Below are 14,047 nucleotides of genomic sequence, written 5' to 3' on the forward strand. Positions count from 1 at the left end.
CCGAGCTCATGCAGTTTGACGAGATGTCGATCCGTGTCGCGCTCGATGGCACCGGCTGGTCGGTGATCTCAGCCTCCGCCGAAGAGAAGAGCGGCTATTTCGGGATGGCGCTCTATCACGACGCGAGCAACTCCTTCATCGTTGCCAATCGGCCAACACAGGCCAACCCGGTGGATTGGCGCGACATCATTACCGATGCCCTGGCCACGCTGCACATTCCAACGCAGCAGCAGTTGGACGCCATCACATTCGGTCGACAGGCGCTGGCAGATGCCAAGGGAATCGGACTGAACTTCGGCGACCTGTATTTCCCGGGCTTCTCGCTGGGAACCGCGCTTGCGCAGACGCAGATGATGGATCTGTTCCTGACCCGCGACAACCTGCCGGTGGGCTTCGATATCAACCGGATGAGTGGCATTGGCAAGGGTTCAGCCGGCTTTGGCGTGGGGAATCCATCCGACAGCCTCGGCATGATCATGGCGATGGTGCATGGTCAGGGGGTGGATACGACGGCCGCGCAGGCCTTCATCCAGGGCCATTACACGCACTATGTGCGCCAATCGGATTTCGTTCCGGGCGGCGCCTGGACTGCCGGTGGCCGCCTCGGCGATGTTGTGATCCTGCCGGATCTCTATGTACTGACCGAGAGCGGGAAGTACGTGATGGTGACAGGCGTGGGTGCTCACAATGGCCCCGCCTATACCCTGTCAATCGAGGCCTACAAGGAGCATCAGGTCACCGCACAGGACTACATTGCGGTCATCCGCACCGACGGCACGCTCGCATTCCTGCCCAAGGCGGACAAGGAGCTCATCCTGCCCTCGGCTGATTTCATCGGGCAGAGCCAGAGCTATCTGCCCACCGGCTACATCCTGACCATCGCCGAACCGCAGGGCGACGGCGTGAGGATCGTAGGCGAGACGATCAATGGCGACGTCATCGAGATCGTCCGCACCGATCTTGATGGTGACGGGGACTACGACCGCATCGAGCGCGTGCTGCAGGAGAAGACCAGCGGCAGTCGCAACTTTGGCAACAATCGCTTCCTGATCTCCGGCGGCGATGTCAGCGACGAGGACGACTATGTCCAGACCGCGCAGGTGAGGATCGACAGCAACGGAGATGGAAAAGTCGACCAGATCGACAACGTCACCACCCGCGGCAACATCCGCATCGAGGTCAACACCGTCATCGCTGCGGATGGCACGGTGACCACCACCGACGATGTGCTGTATCTGGGTGTGAACATCGGTTCGATCGGTTCAAGCTTCGGCAGCTCGCTTAGTTCGGTACTGTTCGACGACGCCCTGGTCAGCAGCATCGGTTCAATCGTGTTTTCCGCACTTGGCGAGAATCTGGCCGAAGCGCTGGCGCAGCTGAGGGTGACCGAATCGGCGTTCCAGGCATTCGATGCCGCGTTCCAGGATATCGAACTGGATCTGGGCGCCAACGCCACCGGCGTGGTTTCGTCCTATCTGGCCGGTGAGCTCATCCATGCCCTCGGCCTGGAGGGAACGGTGGTCGGCGAGCTGGGCCAGTCTGCAGCGGCGCAGGCGCTGGGGATGATCATCCAGAACATTTCCAACGGCGTACCAGCGCTGAGCAACATCAACCTGGGCAGCTTCAACATCAGCACGGTGGTGGCCACCTGGCTGGGCACCAAGCTGGCCTCCAAGCTGGTGGAGTTCGATACCATCGCAGGGCAGATCGGCGCGTCGCTGGGGGCGTCCATCGGTGCCATGGTTGGCGCCGCCAGCGCAGCCTCCAGTGCGGCGATGGGCACGCGATTCGGGTCCATGGCCGGGCCGGTCGGCGCGGTCATCGGTGCGTTCATTGGCTACATTTTCGGCGGCGTGATCGGATCGATGTTCGGGGGCAAGCCGCGTTCCGGCGCCGAGGTGACCTGGGACCAGGCCTCGGGCAAGTTCGCCATCAGCGGCGTCTGGCAGCGCTCGGGCGCCACCCCGATGGCGGCCATCAGTTTCGCGCAGACGGTCAGCGGAACGCTGAACAACGTACTGGAACTGGCAGGTTCACGCCTGATCGATCCCGCGTCCGTGGTTGCCGGTGGATACGGAACCCACGGCAAGGATTTCGTCTATCGGCGCAACGGGGCGGTGGTCTTCAAGACGCGCGATGCCGCCGAGGTGATCGGCTACGGCTCCCTGGCGGCACTGCGTTCGCTGGTGCCACAGATGGCAGGCGGTGACATCTACATCAAACGGACCTTGTCCAACGGTCTGGCGACCACCCGTCCACAGGACTTCAATTCAACGCAGCTGGTGGGCGATCTGTCCGTGGCCCTGGACTATGGCCGCTACATGGCCGATCCCAGCGTGGTCAACGCCCTGCTGTCGACCGGATCGGCGGATGGTTTCGCCGCAGGCTGGGCCATTACCTTCGCACGTGCCCGCGAGCTGGGACTGCACCGGCGCGCCGCCAGCGACTGGACGGGCGGTTTCTCGGTGCTGATGGATGAGATCCTCGATGGCACCGTGGACGGCATCGGTATCGGGCCAGCCAATCTCTACATGGCACTCGACGGCAAGGAGCGCACGTTCACGGTGATGGCCGGTGATGAGCGCGCCGGAACAATACGCGACAGCATCGAAACCTCGATGAAGGATGAGATCGCCGGCAGCAGCGGGGCGGACCAGATCTCGCTGGAAGGCAATGTGCTGGCCTCTTCGGCAGCGCTCAAGGTCAACGGCGCGGCGATGAATGGCAGCCACAAGGTGGATGTGGCCGCGATCATCGATGCAGGCGACGGCGACGATATCGTCCGCGGCGGGGACCTTGGCAATGATCTGCTCGGCGGGTCCGGCAATGACACGCTGGTCGGCGGACGCCTGGATGACTGGCTGCTCGGGCAGGACGGTGACGACGTCCTGTTCGCCGGCGCGGTTTCCAACATCACCTTTGCGGCCGGCGATGCCGCAGCGGAGGCCGCGGCGATCGCCGTCAACGGCGGCAACGGCAATCTGCTGCGCGGCGGCGCAGGCAACGATCGCCTCTATGGTGGCCGTGGCGCGGACTGGCTTGAAGGCGGTGCCGGCGTCGACCGGATCCTGGGCGGCGACGGTGCCGACATCATCAGCGGTGGTGCCGGTGACGACCGCTTCGGAAATGGCGCCGCGCTGTTCGGCGGCGGTGGCTCGGACCAGTACCTGTTCGGATTTGGCGATGGCCGCGATGTGATCTTCGACGAGGCGGACGGCGCGTCGGTGGCCAACAAGGGCGGTGACTCGCTGGCCTGGCGCATCCGCCAGATGGAGCAGGGGCTGCTGGCACGTGGCTGGGCAGGCGGCGGCGACTACCTTGCCGACGGCACGGTCCGTGGCGGCGAGGATGCGATCGTGTTCAGCGCCGGTGTTGCGTTCGAGAACCTGCGCATGCGCAGGGACGGCAACAACCTGGTGATCTCGCTGGTGTTCATCGATTCGGCCGGCCGTGCCAGGACCACCAGCGACGAGCTGGTGATCAGCGACTGGTTTGAGACGACCCACCGGGTGGAGTGGCTGCGGTTTGCCAATGGTGAGGAGGTCCGCATTGGTGACATGACGTCCTACATCATCGGCAGCGCCGGATCGGACGTCATCCTCGGTACCTATGGCGCCGACTTCATCTATGGCGGTGACGGCAATGACGAGATCCGTGGCTTGGCCGGCAATGACTTCGGCATTGGCGGGGCCGGCGACGATTTCGTTGCCGGCGACGGCGACCAGGACTGGGTGATGGGCGGCTCCGGCAACGACCAGGTGCTCGGTGGCGACGGCAACGACACCGTGTTCGGCGACGGTGGCAACGACCGTGTATATGGTGGTTCCGGCTCGGATCTGGTCGTCGGCGGACGCGGCAACGACGAGGTCGTGGGCGGCGAAGGCGATGATGTCTTCCGCTATCAGCGTGGCGATGGCGAAGACATTCTTCTTGATGACTACGTCGACAACTGGGATCTGGTGTGGGAGAAGGGCAGCTACGTCAACGGCTACGTGCGCAACGCCGATGGCACGGTCAGCAAGGACGGCGTGGTGTACTTCAATGGCGCCAGCTGGATCAGCCACAACGACTGGAACGACGAGGCACAGGTGCTGCGCCGCCACATGGGCGCGCTGGATGGCGTGATCGCGCGCAACGCCGGCGTTGATTCACTGGAGTTCGGTGCGGGCATCGACGTCCAGGACATCCTGCTGCAGCAGATCGGCAACGATCTGCGCCTGACCGTGGGCCGTGATGGCGACGCGGGCCGTCTGTCGCAGTCCACAGACACGCTTACGATCAAGGACTGGTACGCGCTGGGCGGCTCCATCGAGAACATGGTGTTCGCCGCCACCGGTCGCCTGGGCGTTGCCGCGATGACGCTGCTGGGCGGCAGTGATGGCAACGACACCATCAGTGGAACGTCCGGCAAGGACTGGCTGACCGGCAACGGTGGTGACGATGTCATCGACGGCGGTGCTGGCGATGATCTGCTCAACGGCAATGAAGGATCGGACCTGCTGAAGGGCGGTGCCGGTGCGGACATCCTCTACGGCGGGAGCGGCGACGACACGCTGGAAGGGGGCAGCGACGCCGATCTGCTGTTTGGCGGGTTGGGCACCGACATCGCATCCTATGCCGGCAGCAGCGCGGTCGTTGCCTATCTTGGCAACACCGTCGGCAATACCAGCCATGCCAAGGGCGACGTGTATGAGGGCATCGAGGGCCTTGCCGGCGGAAGCGGTGCCGACCGCCTGGGCGGTGATGCCTCCGACAACATCCTGCGGGGTGGCGGCGGCAACGATCTGCTGCGTGGTGGAGCGGGCGACGATGTGTATGAGTACAACGTCGGCGACGGTGACGACCAGATCATGGACGCGGCGTTCGATCTGGAGGAAGTGGTGGGCGCGGACGGCCAGGTATCCGGCGCGTACCTGGCATCGTGGGATTACCTGGGCGATAGCGCGGGGCGGCATGCGTACCGGCTGACCCTGACCAACCGCCTCAGCGGAGAGGTGGCCTACCGCAGTTTCGATCAGGTCGATTTCCTGTTCTCGCAGCAGCAGGCCACGATCCCGCCGGCTTCGGCCTGGAACTACGGGGTGGGGCGCCTGCAGGGAACGACCTGGCGCAACACCGCCAACGGCCTGCAGCTGCTGCGTGAGGCGCCGCGCCAGGACGCGTCGGGCGACGACCTGTTGTCGTTCGGAAAGGGCATCAGCCTGTCCAATCTGCGCCTGCGCATTGTCGGCGGCGAGAATCAGTTGGACGTGGTCGCGGCCCAGAATGGATCGGTGAAGATCGGCAGTGACGGCAACGCGCAGATCAGTGTTGAGCGCACGCAGCTCAACGATGGCCTTACCGTTGAACTGCGCAATCTCCGCCAGCTCGCGCAGGGGGGCACGGCCGATGACGATCTGATCCTGGGCGGTACGGCGGCCGACGTCATCAACGGAGGGGCGGGTGAGGATGTCCTTTCCGGCAGCGACGGCAACGACACGCTGAGCGGTGGCGATGGCGATGACACGCTGGAGGGCGGTGCTGGCGCGGACGTGCTGGACGGCGGCAGTGACCGTGTGAGCCTGGGGCAGGCGATCCAGCCTGGGCAGGCCTACGGAGACACGATCCGCTACGTCTCATCCAGCGCGGCGCTGGTTGCCGATCTCGCCACGGGCTCGTTGTTCGGCGGGCACGCCACCGGTGACAGCATCGTGCTGAATGGTGGTGTCAGCTCGGTCGAGAACGTGGTGGGAACCGCTGACTTTGGTGACACGATCAGTGGCGACGCGCGTGCCAACCGGCTGCTCGGGTTGGGGGGCAACGACTGGCTGGACGGCCGGGCGGGCGACGACGTGCTCGTTGGCGGAGACGGCAACGATACGCTGATGGGAGGCGACGGCGACGATGCGCTGTCCGGCGATGACGGTGATGATCGTCTGGATGGCGGTGCGGGCAAGGACGTACTGGCCGGCGGCACCGGCGCCGATGAGCTGTATGGCGGCCTGGGCAACGATCAGATCAGTGGTGACGCGGGCGACGACAAGGCCTGGGGCGGAGACGGCGACGACACGTTGGGGGGACAGGCGGGCGCGGACCAGTTGTACGGCGAGGCCGGCGATGATGTCCTGTCCGGCGGCGCAGGCGACGACCTGCTGGAAGGCGGAGACGGCAACGACACGTTGTCCGGCGACGGTGGTGACGACCTGATGCGCGGTGGTGCGGGCGACGACACCTATGTTGTCGCGGGTCATGACGGAGCGGATCGGATCGAGGATTCGCTCGGTCGCAACCGGCTGGTGTTGCAGGACGCCGGTCCGGAATCGGTCTGGTTGCAGCGCAGTGGTGACGACCTGGTGGTGAGCGTGCTGGGCGGTGGATCGAGCGTTACGATCGCCGGCTACTACACCGGGGCAGGTCGCCTGCGGGAGATCGCAACAGCGGCGGGCTCGCTGTTCCTGGCCCATGCCGAGCCGCTGATCCAGGCCATGGCGCAATTCTCCACGCAGGTGCCGGCCGTCCTGCCGGCAGCCATTGCGGCGCAGCTGACGCGCTATTGGCATCCCACCGGCAAGGCCGGCCCGCAGCTGGCCAACCAGTCGCTGTCGACTGACGAGGACGTGGCACTGGCGGGCAACGTCAATGCCGTCGATCATGACGACAACATCTCCGGCTACGCCGTGCTGCAGGGGCCGACGATGGGCAGCGTTGCACTCGACGCAGCCACCGGTGCCTGGGTGTATACCCCCGCAGCCGATCGCCACGGCACCGACCGCTTCGTGGTCAGGGTCACCGATGCCGACGGCAATACCGCCGACCAGGTGGTGGACCTGGTGGTGCGTTCGGTCAATGACGTGCCCAGCGACATCCTCGCCCCGGGTCCGCTGGCGGTGGACGAGAACGCCGCCAACAACCTGTCGTTGGGCCGCTTCGGCCATGTCGACCGGGACGGTGCAGAGGATACGGCCACCTTCACCCTCATCAATGACGGCGGTGGCCGCTTCAGGATTGCGGCCGATGGCACGCTCAGCGTCCGCGATGGCACCAAGCTGGACTATGAGACCGGCACCGCGCACACCATCCGCGTACGCGTGACCGACGGCGCCGGCGCGTGGTTCGAAAAGGATTTCACGATCGACGTGCGCAACATCAACGAGGCGCCGTTCACGCCGACCCGCCCGCCGAACACCGCACCGGTTCTGGCCGGCGAGAAGACCGGGGCCGGCACGGTGGTGGGCACCTTCGTGATTGGCGATCCCGACACCACGACGCCTACCCTGCAGCTGGTGACCAACCCGGGCGGCCTGTTGGAGGTGGTGGGCAAACAGGTGCGCGTGCGTTCGGGCGTTGCGATCGACTTCGAGGCGTTGGCGACAGCGCAGGGCGCGACTCTGGTCGACCTCGATGGCGATGGCATCAAGGAAGTGCTGCTGACCGCCAGTGTCAGGGCATTCGACGGCGAGCTGGCCTCGGCCGGAACCCTCAGCTTCACCTATGCCATCGAAGACGAAAACGAAGCACCGACCGCGGTGGCATTCGCGGCCACAACCACCAGCTTCAACGAAACCGATCGGGTGGCCACCGGCACCACGCTGCCCGCGATCCTGCTGGGGACGCTGTCGGCCACCGATCCGGACACCGTGGCGGGTAGCGACTTCGCCACCATGGCCTACAGCGTTTCGGACAGCCGTTTCGAGATCGTCAACGGTAACCAGTTGCGCCTGAAGGCTGGCGCGATCGTCGACTATGAAGCGGGAAGTACGGTGACGGTGACAGTCACGGCAACCGATCGTGGCGGCGCTGGACTGAGTGTCAGCAAGCAGCTGGTGTTCACGGTCGTCAACCGCGACGACTATCTGTATGGCACCGCAGCCGGTGAAACGCTGGTCGGCCAGGCCAACCGCGACGTGATCCAGGGGTTGGGCGGCAACGACACCATCAATGGTGGCGGTGGCAATGACGATCTGTACGGTGGCGATGGCGATGACACCCTGCGCGGTGATGCCGGCGACGACAAACTGTGGGGCGAGCTCGGTCGCGATACCCTGTACGGTGGTGCGGGCATCGACGAACTGCGTGGCGGTGACGGCGATGACAACCTGTACGGCGAAGACGGCGATGACCGTCTGTATGGCGATGCAGGCAACGACATTCTCGATGGCGGTGCCGGCAACGATCTGCTGGAAGGTGGCATCGGCAATGACACGCTGAAGGGAGGCCTCGGCAACGACATCCTGCGCGGTGGCGATGGCGACGACCTTCTTGAGGGTGGCGCTGGTGCTGACACACTCTCCGGCGGGTCCGGTGTCGATACGCTGACCTATGCTTCGGCAACGGCCGGCGTGGTGCTGAACCTGGCGACGGGAACCCATGGCGGCGCAGCGGCCGGTGACGTGCTTGAAGATGCATTCGAGCGGATCATCGGCAGTGCATTCAACGACACCATCACCGGTAGCGCGGGTGATGACTACATCGAGGGCGGTGCCGGCAATGACACGCTCTACGGGGGGGCCGGCAATGACACGCTCTATGGTGGTGACGGTGATGATCTGCTGGATGCGCAGGCCGGCAACGATACGCTGTATGGCGGCGCCGGCAGCGACATCCTGATCGGTGGCGATGACAGTGACGTCTATCTGATCGATCGCGATTCGGGTGCGGATGAGATCCGCAATTACGATTCCAGTGGCGACGACATCGACGTCATCGGCTACCGCGACATCAGTCGGAATGATCTGTGGTTCAGCCGCACCGGCGATGATCTGGTGATCTCGGTGATCGGTACCAGCGTGGTGACCACGATCAAGGGCTGGTACACCACGACCAGCGCCAATGACCGCGCCAACTACAAGATCGATTTCATCCTGGCCGGCGAGCATGCCAGCAGTACCATCAACGCCGAGGCGCTGGTCACGCTGATGGCCGGCCGGACCAAGCCCGCCACGGTAGCCGCTTACCAGGCCCTGCATGCTGATGCGTCCTTCGAGAACCAATGGCGGCACCACTGGGATGGCAACGGTCTGCCCTCGGTCAGCGTCGTGGCGGACCAGTCGATCAACGAAGATGGACAGGTTGCCGTGCAGTTCACCGTGGGCGATGACCTGACCCCCGCATCCGGCGTGACCGTACAGGCGTTCGTACTGGACGCTACCGATCTCAGTTCCACTGTGGCCTGGATGAACGCGCCGACCATCACCGCCGGTGCCAACGGCGAGCGGACGGTGACCCTGGTGCCGAAGGGCAATGCCAGCGGACGGGTAGCGATCAAGCTGGTCGCCACCGATGCGGGTGGCCTGGTGACCGAGCGGGTGTTCTTCCTCGACGTGAAACCGGTGGTCGATGCGCCGGTGATCAGCCGCGCGGTGCAGGTCGGTACGACCCTCGACGGTGGCACGCTGGCCCTGGATGTGCAGGCTGCGTTGTCCGATACCGATGGTTCGGAGACCCTGGAGATCCGCATCTCCAACCTTCCGACCGGGCTGACCCTGAACAAGGGAACGAACCTGGGCAACGGCGTGTGGTCGCTGACGCCGGCGCAGCTGGCCGGCCTAGCGCTGGTCGGCCCGGCCACGTGGTCGGCCGATCTGACCGGCACTGCGGCGCTGACCGTGACCGCCATCGCCAAGGAGACCGCCACCGGCCTGACCAGCAGCAAGACGCAGACCCTGTCGGTCTCCATCAACGCGCGTCCGACCGACATCACGGTCGACCGCGCGTTGAGCACGGTCGAATCCACGGCGGATGCGCCGGTGGCCAATGGCACGGTGCTGGGCAACTTCGCCCGCGTCGACGCGGACAACGATGGCTTCACCTTCAGCCTGACCGACAATGCCGGTGGCCGCTTTGCGATTTCCGCGGCGGGTGTACTGACGGTGGCCAATGCCAGCCTGCTCGACTACGAGACCAACACATCGCATCAGATCGTGGTGCGCGTGACCGACGCCGGTGGCCTCACCCGCGACAAGACCTTCACCGTGGCGGTGACCAACGTCGATGAAGCTCCGGCGATACCGACCGTGTCCAGCCAGCCGGTGGCCATCGCTGCCGAAAATGCCGCGTTGGGCGGTGTGGTGATTGCCAACCTGGCTTCCAGCGGCGGCAATGGCAGCTACAGCTATGTGCTGGAGGGAGACTCGCGCGGCTGGTTCACTCTGGTCGGTAACCAGCTGAAGTTCCGTGACGGCCTGGTGCTGGATTTCGAGGCGCTGAAGGCCGCCGGCATGACACTGAGCGATGCTGACAGCGATGGCCGCCAGGAGGTGGTGTACTCGGTGTCGGTGAAAGCGGTATCCGGTGGATTGACCTCGGCAGGTGCGCGCACCATTACCGTGCGCCTGGAGGACGTCAACGACGCGCCTCATGGTATCACTGCCGACCGCTCGCTCAGCATTGCCGAGAACACGGGCAACGGCACCGAGGTCGGCAGGTTCAGCGGCCAGGACCAGGATGCCACCGACGGCCTGACCTTCACCCTGGTCAACAATGCCGGCGGCCGCTTTGCCATCACTGCTGCTGGTGTACTGAGCGTCGCCAATGGTGGGCTGCTGGACTACGAGGCAGCCACTTCGCATGCAATTACAGTGAGGGTGACCGACACCCACGGCGCGACCCGCGACCAAGTGTTCCAAGTGGGCGTGTCCAACGTCAACGAAGCACCACGAACGCCGGACGTCGTGCAGCACGTGGCCCTCACCTCCGAGAACACCGGCGTGTCCGGGCAGGTGGTAGCCACGCTGTCCTCGTCTGATCCGGACGGAACCGCGCCCTCGTACCAGATCATCAACGACCCGTTTGCCTGGTTCGTCATTTCCGGAAACCAGCTGAAGTACAACGTCAGCAGCTTCGATTTCGAGGCCGTGGCGCCGTACCTGCAGCTGATCGACGGCGATGGCGACGGCCAGCTGGAGGCGTACTACAACGTCACGGTGCGTGCGACAGACGGCGCGCTGGTGTCGGGCAACCGCGAGATCACGGTACGCATCGAAGACGTCAATGAAGCGCCGACAACCTGGGGCCAGAGCCTGACGCTGGCTGAATCGTCGCCGGGCGCAGGGCAGACCGTGTTCCAGTTCACCAACTGGTCCGACCCCGACAGCCAGTGGTACAACCGCGACCACCGTTTTGCCATTACCGGCGGCGCCAGCAATCTGTTCGGCATCAATGCCACCACCGGGCAGATCGCATTGCACGGGCAGCTGGACTATGAATCCGCACAGAGCCACCAGATCCAGGTGACGGTCACCGATCGTGGCGGATTGTCGAGCACCACCTGGGTGACGATCAATGTGCAGAACGTCAATGAGCGTCCGACGATTGCGACCTGGCAGGATGGGAACTTTGTCCAAGTGGTGTCCGCCAGTGACCCCGAGGACTTCTTCGCACGCCTGGTTGTCACCAGTGCCGTTGAGTTTGTCGGAACGTCGGGCCAGTATTGGGACACCTATTCCGGGGACACCTACACCTTCGATGGGGGAACCACCACGCGGGCCATCTCGGGTGATGGGTTCCTTGCGGCCTACTCGGACAATATCTTTCTCCAGCGCATTGTTGCCCGAGGTGGACTGCGCACGGAGACCTCGGGAGATTGGGGGGATCCACGCGGAAGTGGGGCTGGCTACTTCCAGGAGGTCAATTACGATACCTGGTATGAGATCGTGGTCCAGTCGCAGGACAGCGCCGGCCTGTGGAGTGATCCTTTGAAGTTTGTCGTCAACCAGTGGGGCGGGCGCCTGGGCCCAGTCGTACTTGATTTGGATGGCGACGGCGTCGAGACCGTGGGCTGGGCGCAAAGCGCCACACGCTTCGACATGAATGGTGATGGCGTGCGTGACCTGACAGGCTGGGTCGGGCCACACGATGGCCTGCTTGTCCTGGACCGCAACCGCAACGGCACGATCGATTCCGGCGCCGAAATCTCGTTCACGATGGATCTGGAGGGGGCCCATTCCGACCTTGAAGGCCTGGCTGCCTATGACAGCAATGGTGACCGGCGCCTGGATGCCAACGACGCTCGCTTTGCAGAGTTCCAGGTCTGGCGCGACGCGAACCGCGATGGCATCAGCCAGATCGGTGAACTGTTGACGTTGCAACAGGCGGGCGTGGCGTCGATCAATCTTGATGCGCGCCGCACCGGGCAGATGCCCGGTACATCGCCGGACAACACCACCTACGCCAACGGTCAGTACACCCGTACCGATGGCACCCAGGCGGCCTTGTCGGACATGTTCTTCGCATTTGGAGAGCGGGAGGAGGACGCTGGCGGGGACGGCTTGAATCTCAACGGTGGCGCCGGCAAGGGCGGACGTGACCTGGGCAGCGGTGATGCCGCCTCCGGCCGGGTCAACCGCCGAGGCGGCGATCCACGCTTAGCGCCTGCAGCTGACCTGTCGCAGGCCCCGGCGGAACTGGCGGCGGCAGAATCCCGGGATCGCTTCGGTGGCGTTGAGCCCACCGCCGCCGAGCGTATGCAGCAATCGGCTCGGTCGGAACAGCGTGCCCCCATCGACGAAAGCATTCCGTCCGGCCCGGCTACACAGCGCTCAGCCTTGCATGACAATCTGGCGCTGGCGCAGAAGAAGCGCTTCCAGATGATCGAAGCGATGTCCACGTTCGACGCCCAGCCCTATGCCCAGGGCATCAGCACGGCCGCGCGCGATCCGGCCACCATGGAACTGTTGACCGCCATTCCCGACTACAGGATTTCCCGTTCATGATCACTTCCACGACAGACACCGCCGCCGCCGAAGGGGCACCGCGCACTGTTGCCGAGGCTCTGGGCCAGATCGTCTGGCTGCTTTCGCAATCGCCGCTGCACCGTGAGATGCAGCTCAAGGACCTGGAATGGTCGTTCATGCCGCCGCTGCTGAAGGAGCAGTTCCGGGTGTTCCGTTTCGGCACACTGCCGCCGCTGCCGGGCATGCAGGAAGCCGGTGCGGCCTTCGCCGGGTTGACCCAGCAGGCGCTGGAGCAGCTGCCGCTGGGCGTTGCGATCTGGGCGAACCTGTCCGAGCAGGCCGAGCAGAAGCTGGAGCAGGGCGAGCGGCTGGAACTGGACGACTGGAACAGTGGCGATCGCCTGTGGCTGATCGAGTTCATCACCCCCTTCGCCCAGCCCGGCAACGGCCTGGCCGAGGCCATGCTGGGCGATCTGCTGACCGGGCCGTTCGCGGGGCGCAGCCTGTCCATGCACCGGACCGATCCGGCCACCGGCCGGCGTGACAAGGTGACCCTGGGCGGCGTGCCGTCGCAGGCGGCCTGATCCGGGAAGGGTGAACGTCCGCCCCGGCCGCCACTCTGGCGGTCGGGGGAACAGCGGCAAGCCCGGTGGGCTGGGGCTCGATGATAGAATGCCGGGTTTCTGGCAGTGCCCACCCATGGGCGGCCGGGTATCGGCAACTCCGGCTGTGTGCTATGACAGGCACCAGCCCCCGGACAATGGAATCACTTACCTATGGCGCGCGGCATCAACAAAGTCATCCTGGTCGGCAACCTTGGCAACGACCCGGACGTGAAGTACACCCAGGGTGGCATGGCGATCACCCGCATCAGCCTGGCCACCACCAGCGTCCGCAAGGACAAGGATGGCAACCAGCAGGAACGTACCGAATGGCACCGCGTGGTGTTCTTCGGCAAGCTCGGCGAAATCGCCGGCGAGTACCTGCGCAAGGGCAGCTCGGTGTATGTCGAAGGCAGCCTGCGCTACGACAAGTACACCGGCCAGGACGGTGTGGAGAAGTACTCCACCGACATCATCGCCGACGAGATGCAGATGCTGGGCGGCCGCGGTGAAGGCGGCGGTGGTGGTGGCGGCAATTACGGCGGCGGTGAGCGCCCGCAGCGCCAGCAGGCGCCGCGCCAGGAGTACGGCGGCGGCGGCGGCGGTGGCCAGCGCGGAGGCCAGGGTGGTGGCTATGGCAACCAGGGCGGCAACCAGGGCGGCGGCTACGGCAACCAGGGTGGCAACCAGCGCCCGCAGCCGCAGCAGGCGCCGCCGATGGACGACTTCGCTGATGACGATATTCCGTTCTAGAGGATACCTTCTAATATCTGTTAACAAGGGCCCTTGGCGCAT

At 64.9% G+C, this 14,047-nt stretch carries 3 protein-coding genes; all 3 read left to right on the forward strand.

The features are described 5' to 3' along the window. Window positions 1–23 precede the first annotated feature (23 nt). The 3 genes from DI041_RS21520 to DI041_RS08120 all read left to right on the forward strand — a co-directional run bounded on the left by DI041_RS21520 (window position 24) and on the right by DI041_RS08120 (window position 14,005). A complete protein-coding gene (locus DI041_RS21520; protein ID WP_169050323.1) occupies window positions 24–12,689 on the forward strand; it encodes an SPM autocatalytic domain-containing protein in 12,666 nt (4,221 codons plus the stop codon). Next, on the forward strand, window positions 12,686–13,234 hold the full coding sequence (locus tag DI041_RS08115; protein ID WP_136638394.1) for a toxin-activating lysine-acyltransferase: 549 nt from the start codon (window positions 12,686–12,688) through the stop codon (window positions 13,232–13,234). Before DI041_RS21520 ends, DI041_RS08115 begins: the two co-directional genes overlap by 4 nt. A gap of 192 nt (window positions 13,235–13,426) precedes the next feature. Further along, entirely contained in the window at window positions 13,427–14,005 is a 579-nt protein-coding gene (locus DI041_RS08120) for a single-stranded DNA-binding protein (protein WP_136638395.1), read from the forward strand. The last annotated feature ends 42 nt before the right edge of the window (window positions 14,006–14,047 follow it).

The sequence above is a fragment of the Stenotrophomonas maltophilia genome, from assembly GCF_004920835.1.
Taxonomy (GTDB): domain Bacteria; phylum Pseudomonadota; class Gammaproteobacteria; order Xanthomonadales; family Xanthomonadaceae; genus Stenotrophomonas; species Stenotrophomonas maltophilia_AQ.